Origin of the sequence: Pandoraea apista, from assembly GCF_001465595.2 — a bacterium.
Classification (GTDB): Bacteria; Pseudomonadota; Gammaproteobacteria; order Burkholderiales; family Burkholderiaceae; genus Pandoraea; species Pandoraea apista.
The window spans coordinates 2,309,940-2,330,144 of the sequence record NZ_CP013481.2 but is presented as its reverse complement, the minus strand read 5'-3'; the positions used below and the strand labels follow the sequence as shown (position 1 = coordinate 2,330,144).

The following is a 20,205-nucleotide window of genomic DNA, read 5'->3' as shown; positions in this document are numbered from 1 at the left end:
AACGGATGACGTCAGACTGCCCAGCGCACCGTCGCCGCCGGCCACAGCGGCTCGGGGGCGGGAACATGGGCGCTCGCCGACGGTTCGGTTTGGAGCACACGCGCGAGTACCTGGGCCTCAAGTCCGGCAAACTCGACACTGCCGCGAGCGCGTGGACGCGCCAGCGACACCGGTTGATCAAGACCTAACTGGCCCTGCTCGATGAGCACTACGCGATCGGCCAGCGCTACCGCCTCCTGCACATCGTGCGTGACCAGCAATGCCGTGAAGCCATGGGCACGCCACAGACGTTCGATCAGCGCGTGCATCTCGATGCGCGTAAGTGCGTCGAGTGCGCCGAGCGGTTCGTCCAGCAATAGCAAATCGGGTTGATGCACCAGGGCGCGTGCCAGTGCTACTCGTTGGCGCTGACCGCCCGACAGTTGGCTGGGCCAATCGTTGGCGCGCTCGGCCAATCCGACTTCGCCCAGTACTTCCAAGGCCTTGGCGTGCGACGATTTCGGCAGCCCGAGGGCGACGTTCTCCAGCACCGTGCGCCACGGCAGCAGACGCGCATCCTGGAACATGATGCGGGTGGACACCGCGCCGGACGCGCCACTGAGCGCGTGTCCGTCGAGCGCAATACGCCCCGCGTCGGGTGTCTCAAGGCCCGCGATCAGCCGCAGCAGCGTGGACTTGCCGCAGCCGCTTCGCCCCACGATGGCGGCAAACCCACCTCGCGGAATCGCCAGCGAAAAATCCGAGAGCACCGAGCGTGTACCGTAGCGCTTGCCCACGCCGTCGATGCGCAGACCGCCGCCCGTCGATGCCGGAGCCTCCACCTCACTTGCAGGAGGCACCACTTTAAGATTCGTCCCCTGCGCCGTACGCGATACCGCGTGGGCGGTAATGCCCCTACCGAGCGGCAGTTGCGTGCCGAACGGGTCGGCTTGCGGATCGAGCGGCACGCGGCCCGTGGCGCGTTGCTCCGCCTTCCATTCGGCTTCAATGTCGACGCCCGCGACCGGGGCCAATTGTTGTGCGCTCATGCGACGGCTCCTCGTTGAAAGGCCGGATGCCAACGCAACCAGCGAAATTCCAGTTCTTTGGCCAGCACGTCGGCCAGCTTGCCCAGCAACGCGTACAACAGAATCCCCACGAGCACGATGTCGGTCTGGAGGAACTCCCGGGCGTTCATCGTCAGATAGCCGATACCCGATTGCGCCGAGATGGTTTCCGCCACGATCAGCGTCACCCACATCAGGCCCAGCGAGAAGCGCACGCCCACCAGAATCGACGGCAGCGCGCCCGGCAGAATCACGTCGCGATACAGGGCCCAGCCCCGCAGACCGTAACTGCGCGCCATTTCGACGAGCGCCGGGTCGACAGCACGAATGCCCGCGTAGGTGTTCAGGTACATCGGGAAAAACACGCCGATGGACACCAGAAACAGCTTGGCCTTTTCGTCAATGCCGAACCACAGGATCACGAGCGGGATGAGCGCCAGATGCGGGATATTGCGCAGCATCTGAAACGAGGAATCGAGCGCCGTTTCCGCCACTCGCGACAAGCCGGTCAACATGCCCAGCAGCAGACCGAGGCCGCCACCGATCAGAAAGCCGATCACTGCGCGGCCGGTCGACACGCCAATGTCGCGCCAGATCTGACCGCTGACAGCAAGTTGCCAGGCGGCGTCGACCACGGCTGACGGCGCGGGCAATACCCGCGTCGACAGCCAGCCCTCCTGCGCGGCCAACTGCCAGAGCGCGACCAGCACGATAGGCACCGCCCACGGGGCAAGCCGTCTCGCTGCCGTGCGCCAATAGCGTTGCAGCGTGCCACCGCCACTGACAACGGGGATCGTGGCTGTGGCGTCGGTCGCGGTCGTTTGCAAGGTGGTTTGCGTCATGCGAATTTCTCCCCGAGGCCCTACGGCCCCGCTTCTCTTCAAATCGTGGTGAGACGGGTTCGATGCCGTATAGCGTTCAGCTTTGTGACGCCCTTGGCACGAGGTTGTTGGCCATGACCTCGCCGATCGGCCCCGAGAGCGAGACATTGCCCAGCCGCTCGCGCACGTTGCGAGGCAGATGCGGGAACACCAGTTCGGCGAAACGGTAGGCCTCTTCGAGGTGCGGATAGCCCGACAGAATGAAGGTGTCGATGCCCAGATCGGCGTACTCACGCAAACGCTGCGCCACCGTCGGTCCATCGCCCACGAGCGCCGTGCCTGCGCCGCCGCGCACGAGCCCCACGCCCGCCCACAGATTGGGGGCGATCACGAGCTTGTCGCGACGCCCGCCGTGCAGCGCCGCCATGCGCCGCTGGCCTTCCGAGTCCATCTTGGCGAACTGCGTCTGCACGCGCGCAATGGTTTCGTCGTCGAGCTTGCTGATGAGGGCATCGGCCGCGCGCCACGCTTCGTCTTCCGTCTCCCGCACGATCACATGCAAACGCAGGCCGAAGCGCAACGTGCGTCCGAGTTTGGCGGCGCGCGCACGCACGTCGGCAATCTTCTCGGCCACGTCGGCAAGCGGTTCGCCCCAAGTCAGATAGACGTCGAGTTGCTCGGCGGCGATCTGGCGCGCCACCTCCGACGAGCCGCCGAAATAAAGCGGCGGATACGGCGTTTGCACCGGCGGGAAAAACAGTTTCGCCCCCTTCGCCCGCAGATGTTTGCCTTCGAAATCGACGCTCTCACCATGGTGCGATTTCTCGAACAGCGAACGCCAGATGCGCAGAAATTCGTCGGTCACGGCGTAGCGCTCGGCATGATCGGCAAAGAAGCCGTCGCCTTCCAGTTCGCCCGCATCGCCGCCTGTGACAACGTTGATCAACAACCTGCCCCCGATAGGCGATCGAACGTCGAAGCCATGCGTGCCGTCAGCGCGGGCGAAGCGATTCCCGGACGAACGGCGACGAGAAATTTCAGATTCCGGGTGGCACCGATGAGGCTCGATGCCGTCACCCAGGCGTCTTCGCAAGAGCGCCCGGTGGGCAGCAAAACCCCCTCGTAGCCCAGCGAATCCACGGCGCTGGCGATCTGCCGCGCGTAATCGAAATCAAATACGCGTCCGCCGTCGGACGTTCCCAGATAGCGTGTATCGCCGTGTGTCGGAATGAACCAGAAGACTTGCATGTGAGCTCCGGGGATCAGGCGGCGAGCGTTGCCCGGGCCGCAGCGGAGCGCGCCGCTGCGGCAGCGGTAGCAGCGGTGGCCGGCCACTGACGAATCACTTCGCGTTCATGCAGCCACTGCGAAAGCTGATCGACCGTGGTACCCAGACGTTGGGCAATCGGCGCATCGAGCGTGGCGCCATCTTCCTTCGGCACCTGCTGGTCGACGGCAAACACGCCACGCAAAATATGTTGCGCCCCGAGTGCGGAAAGCACCGGCTTGAGTGCGTAATCGAGCGCGAGCAAGTGCGCGGGACTACCGCCCGTGGCAAACGGCGCGACCAGCTTGTCGGCCAGTCCGTCTTGCGGGAGCACATCGAGGAAGGCTTTGAGCAGGCCACTGTAGGCAGCCTTGTATACGGGTGTCGCAACCACCACGGCCTGCGCACCGGCGACTTGCGCGAGCGCATGGCGAAGGTCGTCGTGCGACGTGTCGGCGGCGAGCAACGCTGCGGGCGAGAGCGCGCGAATATCGATGCGACGCACCGCGATGCCGGCCGCAGCCAGTTCAGTTTCGACAAAACGCAGCAACCGGGCGCTGCGCGAGGCGGCGACGGGCTGCCCGAGATCGTGACGGCGTATATCATACTTCCCTGCCAAAGAGGGGCCGCACGCGTGCTGCTACGCTGGCCCTGAGAAATTGAAGCGCACCGGGCCCGCTCCCGTCCGGCAAGCGGTTCGCGCGGTGCCGGCCGGAGCAGTCCCGGCCACTGGAGAACCAGTGTAGCGATCCGCTCCGCGCGCCCGAACCAATGAATCCGGGATTGCTTTGCGCGTTTTTTCATAACCTGAAGTCATGCACCTTCCGCGCCTTATTCCCCAGAACGGTGCTAACGTCTGATTCCCGAGCGTTTGCCGTCACCCGATCATGTCTGCCCCGATTCTCGAACTGCGCGAGTACCGTCCGACCGACAGCACCGACACGCACGACTTTCATCAGGTCGTGATCGGGCTATCGGGGCGCATGTCGATTTCGCTGGATGGCCATGCCATGCAGTTTGGCCGCGTTGGGGCACGCAACGGCGTGGTGATTCCGGCGGGAGTGCGGCACGACTATCGGGGAGACGGTCCGAATCGGCAGGTCGTGCTCGACGTGCCCTCACACCTTGCCGCCAAGACCGGCACCGAACGAGCGTTCGCACACGAGGCGTTTTTCGCGCTTGATACCAAGCTGCTGGCGCTGGTCCGGCGAGTCAGTGCGAATGCGCGAGACGGACTCCCGCTGAGCGGCAACGATCCGGTCGTTCGCGAGTGGCTCAACGCCCTTACGGCAAGGCTGGCACCGACGCGCCCCGCGTTGCGTTCGGTGCGGCTGGATCTGGCGCGTATCGACGCGCGGCTGCAAGCCGAACTGTCCACGCCGCTTGACACGGCGACGCTGGCACAGGACGCCGGCATGAGCGTGCGGCACTTTCACGATTGCTTCGTTGCGATGACCGGAGAGACACCTCACCGGCATCTGATGCGCCTCCGGCTCGCGCGCGCGGCGTCGCTGCTCACGCAGAGCGACGCGACGCTCGCCGACATCGCGCTCGACGTTGGTTTTCAACGACCAGAGCGCCCTCACCCACGCCTTTCGCCGGCAATACGGTCAAACGCCTGCGGTCTGGCGCCGCGAGCACACCGGGTGCGACTGATCCGGCAGCCCCCTCGTACTGTACGAGCCGGCCGCCGTCTGCCGAAATTCACAAGCCGGATGCGGCGACAACCGGCTACGCTTTGCGCCTATTCATCCGTCGACAAGGACAAAGGAACCGGATATGGCCGAGACCATCGAGTGGCAGGACTTCGAGAAAATCGATTTACGCGTGGGGACGATTGTGGCGGCCCGCGTCCAATGAGAAAGCGAAGAGCCCGCTTATGTGCTGGAAGTCGATCTGGGGGCATTGGGCGTGAAAACTCCAGCGCACAGATCACCGTGCACTACACTCCGGAGGCGCTTGTCGGCAGACAAGTGCTGTGCGTTTGCAATTTCGCCCCCAAACGCATTGCCGGCGTTGCCTCGGAAGTGTTGGTGACCGGCTTTGCCGACGCCTCTGGCGCGATCGTGCTCGCGGAGTGGAACGCGCCGTCCCCAACGGCGCACGTCTGCACTGAACTGAACTAACTGCCAGGCGCCACGAAGCCTGTTGCCTGCCATCGCCCACGGCAGGCCACTGGGCGAGACGATCGTTCCGAATACTGAACAATTCGTCCGAAGATCTCGGACGCATGACACCAAATCCCCAATTTTGGTCGAATTCCGACGCCGGCCGAACCGATCTGCCGGTCATCGACAGACACGCCACGACGCGCGCGAAGTTTTGGGGGACACGATCTTGAAATCACTGCTTTACCGCCTTTGTCTCGGACTGGGCGGACTCACCCTGTTCTGGGCGTTTGGCATGCTCGGCGCCAGCGAATACGGCAAGAGTGCGGCGCTCATGGTAACTGCACTGCCCGGACTCGCAGGTCTATGCCTGTTGCTGCGCGCACGGGCGGTGTGGCTGAGCGTCACCACGCTCGGCGTCATCGCCATCTTCTTTCTCGACGCCGCGACCAAGGGATTCTTGCGCGATTACTTTGGTCTGCGTCCGAACCATCTGTTGGTGTTACAAGCGGTGTTCAACACCAACCCATCGGAAGCCGGCGAGTTCTTCCGTCACCACTGGCGCGACATCGCCGAGGCGAGCACCGTCTTCGCGATACTGATGTCGGCCGTTGTCGTGCTGGAGCACCGACTGTCGAGAACCGAGGCCGCGAGTTCTCCGCCGTTGCTGCGCCGCAGCGGCAAGATCGCCGTTGTCAGCTTGCTCACGGGCTTTCTCGCACTGCATCTGAATCCGACCATGGCCAAAGAGAACCCTGCTCTACTGGCCCATTCGCTATCTCGACTATCAGGGGCAGTTGGCTCACGCCGGCAAGCTGCAACGAGAACTCGAGCAAAACATGGCCCAGCGCGCGGACTGGCGCGTGCAGTATCTCGGGCCTGAGCGCAAGACTGTCGTATGGGTGATCGGCGAGAGCCTGAACCGCAACAACATGTCGCTCTATGGCTATGCGCGCAACACCACGCCCATGCTCAACTCGATGCGCAACGACCTCACTGTGTTCCGCGACGTGGTGTCGTCCGCGCCGGCAACGATGGCTTCACTCATGAAGATGCTCACGCCGGCGAGCCTCGAAGATCCCGAGGGCTGGATGCGTCAGCCCGATCTCATCATGCTTGCCCGGGAAGCCGGATATCGCACCTATTGGATCTCGAATCAGGTGCCTAACGACGGCTGGCTCGGACTGGTCGCCAATCGCGCCGACGAGCGGGTATTCATCAACAAGGGGTTCGGGCGCGGCGAGAACAATTTCGACGGCAATCTGCTGCCGCCCTTCGATGCCGCGCTCGCGAGCGACGCACCTCGCAAGCTCATCATCGTACATTTGCTGGGGGCGCACCCGACCTACGATATGCGCTACCCGGAGGAGTTCGCGCGCTTCGACAACACCGACGATACCGTGATGGCCGATCTGGAGGCACAAGGGCGCTCGCTGTGGGTGCGACGTTTGCGCAACGAGTACGACAACGCCATTGCGTACAACGTTGCTGTTCGCGCAACGCGTCGAGTTCTTCCACGCTCATGTAGCACGGATAGATGTGACCGGCGTCCTTCAGTTGCTCAAGCACTTCGCGATAGCGATCCATGCGCTGCATCTGGTAGAACGGGCCTTCGTCGTAGTCGAGGCCGAGCCATTCCATGCCTTCGAGAATGACCTGCACGGCTTCCGGGGTCGAGCGCTCGAGATCGGTGTCTTCGATGCGCAGCACGAACGTGCCTTGATTGTGACGCGCGAAGGCCCACGGATAGAGAGCGGAACGGATGTTGCCCAGATGGATGAATCCGGTCGGGCTAGGCGCAAAGCGGGTGCGGACAGTGGTCATGGTTTGGCTTCGGTGCATCGCGTCGGCAACAAACAAAAACGCCCGCGGCGGAGGGTCTCGCGCAGGCGGGTCGCCAACATTTGGAAGCCATCATTATATCAGCCGAGTGCGTGCATTCGCGGCACAGTCCGAGAGCGGCATCGGAATTTCCCGTCATCCGCATCGGACGCCGCTCCCGCGCGCGTCCGATGCGGTCCCGAGAACTCGGAAATTTGCAGCGCGATCAGGCGCCGGGCCGCCAGCGTCAGAGCTTGGCGAGCGAGACCTCGGTGGCCTTGACGAGGGCCACGACTTCCGAACCGACGTCCAGACGCAGTTCGTCGATCGAGCGTGTGGTGATTACCGAGGTGACGATGCCGCTCGGCGTTTCGACGTCGACTTCGGACAAGACCGGGCCGCGCAGGATTTCGCGAATGCGGCCTTTGAACTGGTTACGGACGTTGATGGCAGTGATACCCATGATGAACTCCTGTGTTCGGAAAAAACTTCGGAAAAACGAATGAACGGATGACGTCAGACTGCCCAGCGCACCGTCGCCGCCGGCCACAGCGGCTCGGGGGCGGGAACATGGGCGCTCGCCGACGGTTCGGTTTGGAGCACACGCGCGAGTACCTGGGCCTCAAGTCCGGCAAACTCGACACTGCCGCGAGCGCGTGGACGCGCCAGCGACACCGGTTGATCAAGACCTAACTGGCCCTGCTCGATGAGCACTACGCGATCGGCCAGCGCTACCGCCTCCTGCACATCGTGCGTGACCAGCAATGCCGTGAAGCCATGGGCACGCCACAGACGTTCGATCAGCGCGTGCATCTCGATGCGCGTAAGTGCGTCGAGTGCGCCGAGCGGTTCGTCCAGCAATAGCAAATCGGGTTGATGCACCAGGGCGCGTGCCAGTGCTACTCGTTGGCGCTGACCGCCCGACAGTTGGCTGGGCCAATCGTTGGCGCGCTCGGCCAATCCGACTTCGCCCAGTACTTCCAAGGCCTTGGCGTGCGACGATTTCGGCAGCCCGAGGGCGACGTTCTCCAGCACCGTGCGCCACGGCAGCAGACGCGCATCCTGGAACATGATGCGGGTGGACACCGCGCCGGACGCGCCACTGAGCGCGTGTCCGTCGAGCGCAATACGCCCCGCGTCGGGTGTCTCAAGGCCCGCGATCAGCCGCAGCAGCGTGGACTTGCCGCAGCCGCTTCGCCCCACGATGGCGGCAAACCCACCTCGCGGAATCGCCAGCGAAAAATCCGAGAGCACCGAGCGTGTACCGTAGCGCTTGCCCACGCCGTCGATGCGCAGACCGCCGCCCGTCGATGCCGGAGCCTCCACCTCACTTGCAGGAGGCACCACTTTAAGATTCGTCCCCTGCGCCGTACGCGATACCGCGTGGGCGGTAATGCCCCTACCGAGCGGCAGTTGCGTGCCGAACGGGTCGGCTTGCGGATCGAGCGGCACGCGGCCCGTGGCGCGTTGCTCCGCCTTCCATTCGGCTTCAATGTCGACGCCCGCGACCGGGGCCAATTGTTGTGCGCTCATGCGACGGCTCCTCGTTGAAAGGCCGGATGCCAACGCAACCAGCGAAATTCCAGTTCTTTGGCCAGCACGTCGGCCAGCTTGCCCAGCAACGCGTACAACAGAATCCCCACGAGCACGATGTCGGTCTGGAGGAACTCCCGGGCGTTCATCGTCAGATAGCCGATACCCGATTGCGCCGAGATGGTTTCCGCCACGATCAGCGTCACCCACATCAGGCCCAGCGAGAAGCGCACGCCCACCAGAATCGACGGCAGCGCGCCCGGCAGAATCACGTCGCGATACAGGGCCCAGCCCCGCAGACCGTAACTGCGCGCCATTTCGACGAGCGCCGGGTCGACAGCACGAATGCCCGCGTAGGTGTTCAGGTACATCGGGAAAAACACGCCGATGGACACCAGAAACAGCTTGGCCTTTTCGTCAATGCCGAACCACAGGATCACGAGCGGGATGAGCGCCAGATGCGGGATATTGCGCAGCATCTGAAACGAGGAATCGAGCGCCGTTTCCGCCACTCGCGACAAGCCGGTCAACATGCCCAGCAGCAGACCGAGGCCGCCACCGATCAGAAAGCCGATCACTGCGCGGCCGGTCGACACGCCAATGTCGCGCCAGATCTGACCGCTGACAGCAAGTTGCCAGGCGGCGTCGACCACGGCTGACGGCGCGGGCAATACCCGCGTCGACAGCCAGCCCTCCTGCGCGGCCAACTGCCAGAGCGCGACCAGCACGATAGGCACCGCCCACGGGGCAAGCCGTCTCGCTGCCGTGCGCCAATAGCGTTGCAGCGTGCCACCGCCACTGACAACGGGGATCGTGGCTGTGGCGTCGGTCGCGGTCGTTTGCAAGGTGGTTTGCGTCATGCGAATTTCTCCCCGAGGCCCTACGGCCCCGCTTCTCTTCAAATCGTGGTGAGACGGGTTCGATGCCGTATAGCGTTCAGCTTTGTGACGCCCTTGGCACGAGGTTGTTGGCCATGACCTCGCCGATCGGCCCCGAGAGCGAGACATTGCCCAGCCGCTCGCGCACGTTGCGAGGCAGATGCGGGAACACCAGTTCGGCGAAACGGTAGGCCTCTTCGAGGTGCGGATAGCCCGACAGAATGAAGGTGTCGATGCCCAGATCGGCGTACTCACGCAAACGCTGCGCCACCGTCGGTCCATCGCCCACGAGCGCCGTGCCTGCGCCGCCGCGCACGAGCCCCACGCCCGCCCACAGATTGGGGGCGATCACGAGCTTGTCGCGACGCCCGCCGTGCAGCGCCGCCATGCGCCGCTGGCCTTCCGAGTCCATCTTGGCGAACTGCGTCTGCACGCGCGCAATGGTTTCGTCGTCGAGCTTGCTGATGAGGGCATCGGCCGCGCGCCACGCTTCGTCTTCCGTCTCCCGCACGATCACATGCAAACGCAGGCCGAAGCGCAACGTGCGTCCGAGTTTGGCGGCGCGCGCACGCACGTCGGCAATCTTCTCGGCCACGTCGGCAAGCGGTTCGCCCCAAGTCAGATAGACGTCGAGTTGCTCGGCGGCGATCTGGCGCGCCACCTCCGACGAGCCGCCGAAATAAAGCGGCGGATACGGCGTTTGCACCGGCGGGAAAAACAGTTTCGCCCCCTTCGCCCGCAGATGTTTGCCTTCGAAATCGACGCTCTCACCATGGTGCGATTTCTCGAACAGCGAACGCCAGATGCGCAGAAATTCGTCGGTCACGGCGTAGCGCTCGGCATGATCGGCAAAGAAGCCGTCGCCTTCCAGTTCGCCCGCATCGCCGCCTGTGACAACGTTGATCAACAACCTGCCCCCCGATAGGCGATCGAACGTCGAAGCCATGCGTGCCGTCAGCGCGGGCGAAGCGATTCCCGGACGAACGGCGACGAGAAATTTCAGATTCCGGGTGGCACCGATGAGGCTCGATGCCGTCACCCAGGCGTCTTCGCAAGAGCGCCCGGTGGGCAGCAAAACCCCCTCGTAGCCCAGCGAATCCACGGCGCTGGCGATCTGCCGCGCGTAATCGAAATCAAATACGCGTCCGCCGTCGGACGTTCCCAGATAGCGTGTATCGCCGTGTGTCGGAATGAACCAGAAGACTTGCATGTGAGCTCCGGGGATCAGGCGGCGAGCGTTGCCCGGGCCGCAGCGGAGCGCGCCGCTGCGGCAGCGGTAGCAGCGGTGGCCGGCCACTGACGAATCACTTCGCGTTCATGCAGCCACTGCGAAAGCTGATCGACCGTGGTACCCAGACGTTGGGCAATCGGCGCATCGAGCGTGGCGCCATCTTCCTTCGGCACCTGCTGGTCGACGGCAAACACGCCACGCAAAATATGTTGCGCCCCGAGTGCGGAAAGCACCGGCTTGAGTGCGTAATCGAGCGCGAGCAAGTGCGCGGGACTACCGCCCGTGGCAAACGGCGCGACCAGCTTGTCGGCCAGTCCGTCTTGCGGGAGCACATCGAGGAAGGCTTTGAGCAGGCCACTGTAGGCAGCCTTGTATACGGGTGTCGCAACCACCACGGCCTGCGCACCGGCGACTTGCGCGAGCGCATGGCGAAGGTCGTCGTGCGACGTGTCGGCGGCGAGCAACGCTGCGGGCGAGAGCGCGCGAATATCGATGCGACGCACCGCGATGCCGGCCGCAGCCAGTTCAGTTTCGACAAAACGCAGCAACCGGGCGCTGCGCGAGGCGGCCGACGGGCTGCCCGAGATCGTGACGGCGTATATCATACTTCCCTGCCAAAGAGGGGCCGCACGCGTGCTGCTACGCTGGCCCTGAGAAATTGAAGCGCACCGGGCCCGCTCCCGTCCGGCAAGCGGTTCGCGCGGTGCCGGCCGGAGCAGTCCCGGCCACTGGAGAACCAGTGTAGCGATCCGCTCCGCGCGCCCGAACCAATGAATCCGGGATTGCTTTGCGCGTTTTTTCATAACCTGAAGTCATGCACCTTCCGCGCCTTATTCCCCAGAACGGTGCTAACGTCTGATTCCCGAGCGTTTGCCGTCACCCGATCATGTCTGCCCCGATTCTCGAACTGCGCGAGTACCGTCCGACCGACAGCACCGACACGCACGACTTTCATCAGGTCGTGATCGGGCTATCGGGGCGCATGTCGATTTCGCTGGATGGCCATGCCATGCAGTTTGGCCGCGTTGGGGCACGCAACGGCGTGGTGATTCCGGCGGGAGTGCGGCACGACTATCGGGGAGACGGTCCGAATCGGCAGGTCGTGCTCGACGTGCCCTCACACCTTGCCGCCAAGACCGGCACCGAACGAGCGTTCGCACACGAGGCGTTTTTCGCGCTTGATACCAAGCTGCTGGCGCTGGTCCGGCGAGTCAGTGCGAATGCGCGAGACGGACTCCCGCTGAGCGGCAACGATCCGGTCGTTCGCGAGTGGCTCAACGCCCTTACGGCAAGGCTGGCACCGACGCGCCCCGCGTTGCGTTCGGTGCGGCTGGATCTGGCGCGTATCGACGCGCGGCTGCAAGCCGAACTGTCCACGCCGCTTGACACGGCGACGCTGGCACAGGACGCCGGCATGAGCGTGCGGCACTTTCACGATTGCTTCGTTGCGATGACCGGAGAGACACCTCACCGGCATCTGATGCGCCTCCGGCTCGCGCGCGCGGCGTCGCTGCTCACGCAGAGCGACGCGACGCTCGCCGACATCGCGCTCGACGTTGGTTTCAACGACCAGAGCGCCCTCACCCACGCCTTTCGCCGGCAATACGGTCAAACGCCTGCGGTCTGGCGCCGCGAGCACACCGGGTGCGACTGATCCGGCAGCCCCCTCGTACTGTACGAGCCGGCCGCCGTCTGCCGAAATTCACAAGCCGGATGCGGCGACAACCGGCTACGCTTTGCGCCTATTCATCCGTCGACAAGGACAAAGGAACCGGATATGGCCGAGACCATCGAGTGGCAGGACTTCGAGAAAATCGATTTACGCGTGGGGACGATTGTGGCGGCCCGCGTCAATGAGAAAGCGAAGAAGCCCGCTTATGTGCTGGAAGTCGATCTGGGGGCATTGGGCGTGAAAACCTCCAGCGCACAGATCACCGTGCACTACACTCCGGAGGCGCTTGTCGGCAGACAAGTGCTGTGCGTTTGCAATTTCGCCCCCAAACGCATTGCCGGCGTTGCCTCGGAAGTGTTGGTGACCGGCTTTGCCGACGCCTCTGGCGCGATCGTGCTCGCGGGAGTGGAACGCGCCGTCCCCAACGGCGCACGTCTGCACTGAACTGAACTAACTGCCAGGCGCCACGAAGCCTGTTGCCTGCCATCGCCCCACGGCAGGCCACTGGGCGAGACGATCGTTCCCGAATACTGAACAATTCGTCCGAAGATCTTCGGACGCATGACACCAAATCCCCAATCTTTGGTCGAATTCCGACGCCGGCCGAACCGATCTGCCGGTCATCGACAGACACGCCACGACGCGCGCGAAGTTTTGGGGGACACGATCTTGAAATCACTGCTTTACCGCCTTTGTCTCGGACTGGGCGGACTCACCCTGTTCTGGGCGTTTGGCATGCTCGGCGCCAGCGAATACGGCAAGAGTGCGGCGCTCATGGTAACTGCACTGCCCGGACTCGCAGGTCTATGCCTGTTGCTGCGCGCACGGGCGGTGTGGCTGAGCGTCACCACGCTCGGCGTCATCGCCATCTTCTTTCTCGACGCCGCGACCAAGGGATTCTTGCGCGATTACTTTGGTCTGCGTCCGAACCATCTGTTGGTGTTACAAGCGGTGTTCAACACCAACCCATCGGAAGCCGGCGAGTTCTTCCGTCACCACTGGCGCGACATCGCCGAGGCGAGCACCGTCTTCGCGATACTGATGTCGGCCGTTGTCGTGCTGGAGCACCGACTGTCGAGAACCGAGGCCGCGAGTTCTCCGCCGTTGCTGCGCCGCAGCGGCAAGATCGCCGTTGTCAGCTTGCTCACGGGCTTTCTCGCACTGCATCTGAATCCGACCATGGCCAAAGAGAACCCACTGCTCTACTGGCCCATTCGCTATCTCGACTATCAGGGGCAGTTGGCTCACGCCGGCAAGCTGCAACGAGAACTCGAGCAAAACATGGCCCAGCGCGCGGACTGGCGCGTGCAGTATCTCGGGCCTGAGCGCAAGACTGTCGTATGGGTGATCGGCGAGAGCCTGAACCGCAACAACATGTCGCTCTATGGCTATGCGCGCAACACCACGCCCATGCTCAACTCGATGCGCAACGACCTCACTGTGTTCCGCGACGTGGTGTCGTCCGCGCCGGCAACGATGGCTTCACTCATGAAGATGCTCACGCCGGCGAGCCTCGAAGATCCCGAGGGCTGGATGCGTCAGCCCGATCTCATCATGCTTGCCCGGGAAGCCGGATATCGCACCTATTGGATCTCGAATCAGGTGCCTAACGACGGCTGGCTCGGACTGGTCGCCAATCGCGCCGACGAGCGGGTATTCATCAACAAGGGGTTCGGGCGCGGCGAGAACAATTTCGACGGCAATCTGCTGCCGCCCTTCGATGCCGCGCTCGCGAGCGACGCACCTCGCAAGCTCATCATCGTACATTTGCTGGGGGCGCACCCGACCTACGATATGCGCTACCCGGAGGAGTTCGCGCGCTTCGACAACACCGACGATACCGTGATGGCCGATCTGGAGGCACAAGGGCGCTCGCTGTGGGTGCGACGTTTGCGCAACGAGTACGACAACGCCATTGCGTACAACGATTACGTGGTCGCCAATCTGATTCGCAAAACGATGTCGGCGACGGCATCGACCGACGCCAGTCTGCTGTTCAGTGCCGATCATGCGCAGGAAGTCGGCCACACGCGCAATCACACGGGGCAATCTGTCGCCGATGCGTCGGGCTATGAGATTCCCATGCTCGTCTGGACAAAAGACACGATCGATTCGCAAACACGCGCAACGCTCGAATCGCGGCCGTACCAGACAGACCAGATCGAACACACCATGCTCGGCATGCTCGATATCGACTCGGCGTACTACGACGCTTCGCACGATGTGCTGAGCGACGCGTTCCGGCCGCAGCCGCGCAGCATCAACGGGCAAGCCTACTGAGGCGAGCCCGCGTTGGCGTTCGAATTCAAGCGCAAGAAACGGAGCGTTTGCGTGCGTCCATCGGCCTAGACTGCGCCGGAGGGATTTCCCCTCAAAACGCAGCGGAACGGAGTAGTCTCAATGGCCGATGGCACCCCACAGCACGCAATCGCCTCGCCCGAGACGCGTATCGATGCATCGCGCATGCCCTCGCTGGTCAGCGATCTCGCGCGCGCCAATCTGGCGGCGCAGTTCAGCGAACAGATGACGCTTGCCGTCATTCCGATCGTCGCGGTCATGGCGCTGGGGGCATCGGCAGGGCAAACGGCATCGCTGCAAGGGGCAACGACATTGCCATTTCTGCTGCTGTCGCTGCCCGCCGGTGGACTCGCGGATCGATACCGGCGCAAACCGCTCATGATCGCGACGGAACTGCTGCGCGCTACTGCGCTGCTGCTTCTGTTCGCCCTGTTCCATAGCGGCCTGCTGACGCTCACCGCACTGGCCGTTCTCGGCTTTGCCATGGCAACGGGCACAGTGGTGTTCGGTGCGGCGGCCCCTTCGCTGGTCGCCGCCCTCGTGGGGCAGGCAGACTTGCTCACGGCGAACCGACGGCTGGAAATTGCCCGCAGCGTGGCATTCACCGCCGGCCCCGCACTCGGCGGCCTGCTCGCGGGATGGGCCTCGGGCACCCTCGCCTTCGCCGGGGCATTGCTGCTCTCGCTCGTCAGCGCCTATTGCCTGTCGCGGCTGCCGCAGGAGGCACCCCGGCCGGTATCGCGGCGTCATTTCTTCCATGAGTTGACGGAAGGTGTCAGCTTCATTGCCCTGAACCGATACCTGCGCCCTATCGTCGCGACCGCCTTCGTTTTCAATACCTCGTGGTACCTGCTGCTCGCAGTCTTCGCGTACTACGCGATTGACTCGCTCGGGTTCACAGCGCAGACGGTAGGCATTGCACTGGGCGTTTATGGCTTCGGGATGGTCTGTGGCGCGTTTGGCTATGCACGCCTCGCAGCGCACTTCCGGTTCGGCAGACAGATCCTTCTCGGGCCGGTTTGCGCGGCTATTGCGGCCCTATTGATGGTGGGAACGTTATCGCTGTCCGGCAGAGTAACGATCTATGGTGCGGTCTTCGGCGCCTTCTTCCTGTTCGGTTTCGGCCCCATCGTGTGGACGATTTCGACAACCTCGTTGCGGCAGGTCGTCACGCCCGCCGGACGAGTGGCTCGCGTGTCGGCGGCAATCATGACCGCGACGTTCGGTGCGCGTCCGCTCGGCGCGTTTCTGGGCGCATGGCTCGCGGCCAGCTTCGGCACAACAGCCTGCCTGATGGGTATGGCAGCCGGATTCGCCTTACAACTCGGCATCATCCTTTGTTCGCCCGCCGTACGGCTCGCCTCACTCGATGCGGTGCACGCCGGATAGGCGCCTCGTCACCGGCAAGCCGGCAAGCTGGCAAAGCGGCAACAAAAAAGCCGATGCGATTGCTCGCATCGGCCTTTTCCCTTAGCGGGTACGCGTCAGACTTCCAGACGCGTCACGAACTTCGGTTGCAAATACGCTTCGAGGGCTTCCGGACCGCCCTCCGAACCGTAACCGCTGTCCTTCACACCGCCGAACGGTACTTCCGGCAACGCCAGACCCGAATGGTTGATCGTCAGCATACCGCTCTCGACACGCGCCGACAGACGATGCGCCGTGCCTTGCGAAGTCGTGTACGCATATGCGGCCAGACCGTACGGCAGGCGATTCGCCTCGGCGATGGCCTCCTCTTCCGTGTCGAACGGGTTGACGATGGCCACCGGGCCGAACGGCTCTTCGTGCATGATCTTCGCGCTCATCGGCACATTGCACAGCACCGTCGGCGCGTAGAAATAACCGCCTTCCGCCGCGCGCTTGCCACCGGTCTTGAGCTGCGCCCCCTTGGCGACGGCGTCGTCCACAATGGCGCTGATCGCTTCGAAACGCTTGCCGTTGACCAGCGGGCCCATCGTCGTTTCGGGGTCCAGACCGTTGCCGACGCGAATCGACTCGGCGGCCTTCACGAAAGCGTCGACGAACTGGTCGTACACACCGCGCTGCACGAGGAAACGCGTCGGGGCGATACACACCTGACCGGCGTTGCGGAACTTGCCCGCCGCAAGGTTGCGTACGGCGGCCGCAATGTCGGCATCGTTGAAAATCAATGCGGGCGCATGACCACCGAGCTCCATCGTCACGCGCTTCATGTGCAGACCGGCCATGGCGGCCAGTTGCTTGCCCACCGGCGTGGAGCCCGTGAACGACACCTTGCGGATGGTCGGATGCGGAATCAGGTACGACGAAATCTCGGCCGGCACGCCGTACACGAGGTTGAGCACACCGTCGGGCAGACCGGCATCGGCGAAGGCGCGAATCAGCGCAGCCGGCGACGCGGGCGTCTCTTCCGGGGCCTTCACGATCACCGAGCACCCGGCGGCCAGCGCAGCGGACACCTTGCGCACGACCTGATTGACGGGGAAATTCCACGGCGTGAACGCCGCCACTGCACCCACAGGCGACTGGATCACCATTTGGTAGACGTTCGGCACACGCGCCGGCACCAGACGGCCGTAGGCACGCTTGCCCTCTTCCGCAAAGAATTCGATGACATCGGCGGCCGAGAGCACTTCGCCCTTGGCTTCGCCAATCGGTTTGCCCTGCTCCATCGTCATCTGACGTGCGATATCGCCCACGCGCTCGCGCAGCAGACCCGCAGCCTTTCGCATGAGCTTGGCGCGCTCGAACGGGGCAATTTCGCGCCACTTGGCAAAACCGGCTTCGGCGGCGGCCAGGGCAGCGTCCAGATCCGGCTGCGTCGCGCGTGCCACCGTTCCGATGGTCTCGCCCGTGGCCGGGTTTTCGATCGGCAGCGTGAGGCCTTCTACGCCCGCCTTCCACTGTCCGTTAATGAAAAGTTCTACGTTATGCGACATGCTGAAGTCTCCGGTTGGCAACACGCCCAACAGCATAACGCACGCCGCATTTTCCTGTTGCCTTCCCACCGTGGCCGGGCAAGACAAGGGCGGGCAGCAAATCGCCGAAAAAAAAACCGGCAGCGCCGGGCGTGTTTTCCCTGCGTTGCCGGCCCGTTGGGACGCGGACTTGTCCCGTCATGCGATACGAAACCGGGCATCCAACTGCCCGTACGGCGTCTTAACTCGCCAGAATTTCCTTCAATGCGTCTGTGAATGCCTGGCACTCGGCCTCGGTGCCCACGGTAATGCGCAGGAACTGCGCCACGCGTGCGTGCTTGAAGTGCCGCACGATGATCGAGCGCTCACGCAGCGCGGCGGCCAGTTGCGCCGCGTCGTGCGACGGGTGACGCGCGAACACGAAGTTCGCCGTCGAGGGCAGCACCTCGAAACCCAGCGCCGTCAGACGGGCCACCAGCCCCTCCCGGCTTGCCATGACAGCCCGACGTGTCTGATCGAAATACGCTTCGTCTTCGATGGCTGCGACACCGGCTGCCTGCGCGAGCCGGTCGAGCGGGTACGAGTTGAAGCTGTTCTTCACCCGCTCGAGCGCTTCGATCAGATCCGGATGCCCGATGGCGAACCCCAGACGCAACCCGGCGAGCGAGCGCGACTTCGACAAGGTCTGCACCACGAGCAGGTTCGGATACTTCGCAATCAGCCCTGCGGCACTCTCGCCGCCGAAGTCGATGTACGCCTCGTCGATCACCACCACAGAATCCGGATTGCCTGCCAACAGACGCTCGATCTCGCCGGATGCCAGCACCCGGCCCGTCGGTGCATTCGGATTCGGGAAGATGATGCCGCCGTTCGGCCTGAGGTAATCGTCGACGCGAATCTCGAACGACTCGCTCAGCGGCACGTTCTCGAACGCCACACCGTACAACCCGCAATACACCGGGTAAAAGCTGTACGTGATGTCGGGAAACAGAATCGGCTTGTCGTGCTTCAGCAGCCCCTGGAAGACGTTGGCCAGCACTTCGTCCGAGCCATTGCCTACGTGCACATTGGCCACTTCAAGGCCGAACCGCTTGGCGATGGTCTGCTTGAAACGGCGGGCGTCGGGATCGGGATATCGTTTGAGCGCGTCGGCATCGCTACCGAGCGCCTCGCGAATCGCGGCAAGCACACGCGGCGACGGGCCGTACGGGTTCTCATTGGTATTGAGCTTGATGAGGCGCTGCATCTGCGGCTGCTCACCGGGCACATAGGGCGTCAGATCGGCAACGCCAGCACTCCAGAATCGACTCATGTGGACGGCTCCGCTCAGCTAACGAAACCGCGGACCAGATCGGCCTGAATGTCGGCAGGCGACTCCAGCCCCACCGCCAGACGGATCAGCCCTTCCGTGATACCGGCGGCAGCACGCGCTTCCGGCGTAATGCGACCGTGCGTCGTGCTCGCCGGGTGCGTGATCGTGGTACGCGTATCGCCGAGATTGCCCGTGATCGAACACACGCGCGTGTTGTCGATCACACGCCAGGCGTTCTCGCGTTGCTCGGCAGGCGTCGCGCCCTTGAGTTCGAACGCGACGATCGCGCCGCCCGCCTTCTGCTGACGCTGGGCGAGTTCGTACTGCGGATGCGACGGCAATCCCGGGTAAAAGACTCGCGCCACTTGCGGTTGCTGCTCGAGCCATTGCGCAATGGCCAGCGCGTTGGCCGATTGACGCTCGATGCGCAGCGAAAGCGTCTCCATGCCCTTGAGCAACACCCAGGCGTTAAACGCCGAGAGGGTCGGGCCCGCGCTGCGAACGAACGTAAAGACCTTGCCCATGATGAAGTCCCTCTTGCCGACGATGGCACCGCCCAGCACACGGCCCTGACCGTCGAGGTACTTCGTGGCCGAGTGCACCACCACGTCGGCCCCATACTCGATGGGGCGCTGCAATGCCGGTGTACAGAAGCAGTTATCGACGACGAACAAAGCCCCCGCTTCCTTGGCGATCTTGCCGATCGCGGCAATGTCGGCGATATCCGTGAGCGGATTGGACGGCGTTTCAAGGAAGAACATCTTCGTGTTCGGACGAATCGCGGCGCGCCAGGCATCGAGATCGGTCGGGTCAACAAATGTCGTCTCGACACCGAAGCGGCTGAAGATCGTGGAGAAGACATTCAGCGTGGAGCCGAAAATGCTCTGCGAACTAACCAGGTGATCGCCTGCGGAGAGCGCCGACATCACCACCGAGACGATGGCACTCATGCCCGAGGAGGTCGCCATGCAGGCTTCGCCGCCTTCGAGCGCGGCCAGACGATCCTGAAACATCGACACGGTCGGGTTGGTGAAGCGCGAGTAGGTGAACCCCTCCTCCGAATGCGCGAAGCGTTCGGCGGCCTCTGCCGCGCTCTTGAATACGAAGCTCGAGGTCAGGTACAGCGCCTCGGAATGCTCACCAAACTCGGAGCGCTGCGTGCCCGCGCGCACCGCCAGGGTATCGAAGTCGAAGGAGTCCATCGTGTATCTCGTGATTGGGTTGGCCCGATCGCCGGCCAAAAAAAGAAAAGCCCGTTTCGCTATTCAGCAAAACGGGCTCGAAATCCATCTGTCTAGGCCTCGCTTTAGCTGTTTCGGGG

17 protein-coding genes and 3 pseudogenes are annotated in these 20,205 nt (G+C 63.6%); 7 read left to right on the top strand and 13 right to left on the bottom strand.

From position 1 onward, the window contains the following. Nucleotides 1-11: 11 nt before the first annotated feature. The 4 genes and pseudogenes from AT395_RS10835 to ssuE (AT395_RS10820) all read right to left on the bottom strand — a co-directional run bounded on the left by AT395_RS10835 (nt 12) and on the right by ssuE (AT395_RS10820) (nt 3,753). Nucleotides 12-1,028, bottom strand: a complete 1,017-nt coding sequence (locus AT395_RS10835) for an ATP-binding cassette domain-containing protein (protein WP_082164809.1) — start codon at nt 1,026-1,028, stop codon at nt 12-14. Continuing rightward, nucleotides 1,025-1,888 (bottom strand): aliphatic sulfonate ABC transporter permease SsuC, encoded by an 864-nt coding sequence (gene ssuC / locus AT395_RS10830; protein ID WP_082164808.1) that lies wholly within the window; start codon nt 1,886-1,888, stop codon nt 1,025-1,027. Before ssuC (AT395_RS10830) ends, AT395_RS10835 begins: the two co-directional genes overlap by 4 nt. A 76-nt stretch (nt 1,889-1,964) precedes the next feature. Further along, a pseudogene (gene ssuD / locus AT395_RS10825) lies at nt 1,965-3,115 on the bottom strand (FMNH2-dependent alkanesulfonate monooxygenase). A 14-nt stretch (nt 3,116-3,129) separates the two neighbouring features. After that, nucleotides 3,130-3,753: an NADPH-dependent FMN reductase gene (ssuE, locus tag AT395_RS10820; protein WP_072632819.1), complete on the bottom strand. Its 624-nt coding sequence runs from the start codon at nt 3,751-3,753 to the stop codon at nt 3,130-3,132. Between the two features lie 268 nt (nt 3,754-4,021). Here ssuE (AT395_RS10820) and AT395_RS26105 point away from each other — a divergent pair, with 268 nt between their 5' ends. The 3 genes and pseudogenes from AT395_RS26105 to AT395_RS26095 all read left to right on the top strand — a co-directional run. Continuing rightward, a complete protein-coding gene (locus AT395_RS26105) occupies nt 4,022-5,260 on the top strand; it encodes a helix-turn-helix domain-containing protein (protein ID WP_083577657.1) in 1,239 nt (412 codons plus the stop codon). Between the two features lie 211 nt (nt 5,261-5,471). Continuing rightward, complete coding sequence (locus AT395_RS26100; RefSeq protein ID WP_237165748.1) at nt 5,472-6,125, top strand: hypothetical protein; 654 nt, start codon at nt 5,472-5,474, stop codon at nt 6,123-6,125. Beyond that, nucleotides 6,082-6,666: pseudogene (locus AT395_RS26095) on the top strand (phosphoethanolamine transferase); the annotation flags it as partial. The gene AT395_RS26100 and the pseudogene AT395_RS26095, both read left to right, overlap by 44 nt. Nucleotides 6,667-6,724: 58 nt before the next feature. Here AT395_RS26095 and AT395_RS10795 read toward each other — a convergent pair. The 6 genes and pseudogenes from AT395_RS10795 to ssuE (AT395_RS10770) all read right to left on the bottom strand — a co-directional run. Continuing rightward, a pseudogene (locus AT395_RS10795) lies at nt 6,725-7,066 on the bottom strand (glutamate--tRNA ligase family protein); the annotation flags it as partial. Between the two features lie 244 nt (nt 7,067-7,310). Further along, on the bottom strand, nt 7,311-7,526 hold the full coding sequence (locus AT395_RS10790) for a TOBE domain-containing protein (protein ID WP_010807342.1): 216 nt from the start codon (nt 7,524-7,526) through the stop codon (nt 7,311-7,313). Nucleotides 7,527-7,579: 53 nt separating this feature from the next. Continuing rightward, entirely contained in the window at nt 7,580-8,596 is a 1,017-nt protein-coding gene (locus AT395_RS10785) for an ATP-binding cassette domain-containing protein (RefSeq protein WP_082164809.1), read from the bottom strand. Then, complete coding sequence (gene ssuC / locus AT395_RS10780) at nt 8,593-9,456, bottom strand: aliphatic sulfonate ABC transporter permease SsuC (protein ID WP_082164808.1); 864 nt, start codon at nt 9,454-9,456, stop codon at nt 8,593-8,595. Before ssuC (AT395_RS10780) ends, AT395_RS10785 begins: the two co-directional genes overlap by 4 nt. Nucleotides 9,457-9,532: 76 nt before the next feature. Continuing rightward, nucleotides 9,533-10,684, bottom strand: coding sequence for an FMNH2-dependent alkanesulfonate monooxygenase (gene ssuD / locus AT395_RS10775; RefSeq protein WP_042115510.1), 1,152 nt, complete (start codon nt 10,682-10,684; stop codon nt 9,533-9,535). Between the two features lie 14 nt (nt 10,685-10,698). After that, nucleotides 10,699-11,310: an NADPH-dependent FMN reductase gene (ssuE, locus tag AT395_RS10770; RefSeq protein WP_048629238.1), complete on the bottom strand. Its 612-nt coding sequence runs from the start codon at nt 11,308-11,310 to the stop codon at nt 10,699-10,701. 281 nt (nt 11,311-11,591) lie between these two features. Here ssuE (AT395_RS10770) and AT395_RS10765 point away from each other — a divergent pair, with 281 nt between their 5' ends. From AT395_RS10765 to AT395_RS10750, 4 genes are all read left to right on the top strand, one after another. Further along, nucleotides 11,592-12,359 (top strand): AraC family transcriptional regulator, encoded by a 768-nt coding sequence (locus tag AT395_RS10765; RefSeq protein ID WP_042115508.1) that lies wholly within the window; start codon nt 11,592-11,594, stop codon nt 12,357-12,359. Nucleotides 12,360-12,482: 123 nt separating this feature from the next. After that, nucleotides 12,483-12,821 (top strand): tRNA-binding protein, encoded by a 339-nt coding sequence (locus AT395_RS10760; protein ID WP_042115507.1) that lies wholly within the window; start codon nt 12,483-12,485, stop codon nt 12,819-12,821. 225 nt (nt 12,822-13,046) lie between these two features. Then, nucleotides 13,047-14,657 (top strand): phosphoethanolamine transferase, encoded by a 1,611-nt coding sequence (locus AT395_RS10755; RefSeq protein ID WP_048629302.1) that lies wholly within the window; start codon nt 13,047-13,049, stop codon nt 14,655-14,657. Nucleotides 14,658-14,777: 120 nt separating this feature from the next. Continuing rightward, nucleotides 14,778-16,064 carry an MFS transporter gene (locus tag AT395_RS10750; protein ID WP_082164806.1) on the top strand — a complete coding sequence of 429 codons (1,287 nt, stop codon included), beginning with the start codon at nt 14,778-14,780 and terminating at the stop codon, nt 16,062-16,064. A gap of 95 nt (nt 16,065-16,159) precedes the next feature. Here AT395_RS10750 and AT395_RS10745 read toward each other — a convergent pair whose 3' ends face one another. The 3 genes from AT395_RS10745 to AT395_RS10735 all read right to left on the bottom strand — a co-directional run bounded on the left by AT395_RS10745 (nt 16,160) and on the right by AT395_RS10735 (nt 20,086). Beyond that, the gene (locus AT395_RS10745; RefSeq protein ID WP_042118218.1) at nt 16,160-17,593 is read right to left on the bottom strand and encodes an NAD-dependent succinate-semialdehyde dehydrogenase; all 1,434 of its coding nucleotides are present in this window, start codon (nt 17,591-17,593) and stop codon (nt 16,160-16,162) included. A gap of 220 nt (nt 17,594-17,813) precedes the next feature. Beyond that, nucleotides 17,814-18,884 carry a histidinol-phosphate transaminase gene (gene hisC, locus AT395_RS10740; protein ID WP_048629237.1) on the bottom strand — a complete coding sequence of 357 codons (1,071 nt, stop codon included), beginning with the start codon at nt 18,882-18,884 and terminating at the stop codon, nt 17,814-17,816. Between the two features lie 14 nt (nt 18,885-18,898). Continuing rightward, on the bottom strand, nt 18,899-20,086 hold the full coding sequence (locus tag AT395_RS10735; protein WP_048629236.1) for an O-succinylhomoserine sulfhydrylase: 1,188 nt from the start codon (nt 20,084-20,086) through the stop codon (nt 18,899-18,901). Nucleotides 20,087-20,205: the final 119 nt, after the last annotated feature.

Coding starts and splice junctions, on each gene's coding strand:
- AT395_RS10835 (WP_082164809.1), bottom strand. CDS start 1,028: ATGAGCGCACAACAATTGGCCCCGGTCGCGGGCGTCGACATTGAAGCC.
- ssuC (WP_082164808.1), bottom strand. CDS start 1,888: ATGACGCAAACCACCTTGCAAACGACCGCGACCGACGCCACAGCCACG.
- AT395_RS26105 (WP_083577657.1), top strand. CDS start 4,022: ATGTCTGCCCCGATTCTCGAACTGCGCGAGTACCGTCCGACCGACAGC.
- AT395_RS10790 (WP_010807342.1), bottom strand. CDS start 7,526: ATGGGTATCACTGCCATCAACGTCCGTAACCAGTTCAAAGGCCGCATT.
- AT395_RS10785 (WP_082164809.1), bottom strand. CDS start 8,596: ATGAGCGCACAACAATTGGCCCCGGTCGCGGGCGTCGACATTGAAGCC.
- ssuC (WP_082164808.1), bottom strand. CDS start 9,456: ATGACGCAAACCACCTTGCAAACGACCGCGACCGACGCCACAGCCACG.
- ssuD (WP_042115510.1), bottom strand. CDS start 10,684: ATGCAAGTCTTCTGGTTCATTCCGACACACGGCGATACACGCTATCTG.
- ssuE (WP_048629238.1), bottom strand. CDS start 11,310: ATGATATACGCCGTCACGATCTCGGGCAGCCCGTCGGCCGCCTCGCGC.
- AT395_RS10765 (WP_042115508.1), top strand. CDS start 11,592: ATGTCTGCCCCGATTCTCGAACTGCGCGAGTACCGTCCGACCGACAGC.
- AT395_RS10760 (WP_042115507.1), top strand. CDS start 12,483: ATGGCCGAGACCATCGAGTGGCAGGACTTCGAGAAAATCGATTTACGC.
- AT395_RS10750 (WP_082164806.1), top strand. CDS start 14,778: ATGGCCGATGGCACCCCACAGCACGCAATCGCCTCGCCCGAGACGCGT.
- AT395_RS10745 (WP_042118218.1), bottom strand. CDS start 17,593: ATGTCGCATAACGTAGAACTTTTCATTAACGGACAGTGGAAGGCGGGC.
- hisC (WP_048629237.1), bottom strand. CDS start 18,884: ATGAGTCGATTCTGGAGTGCTGGCGTTGCCGATCTGACGCCCTATGTG.
- AT395_RS10735 (WP_048629236.1), bottom strand. CDS start 20,086: ATGGACTCCTTCGACTTCGATACCCTGGCGGTGCGCGCGGGCACGCAG.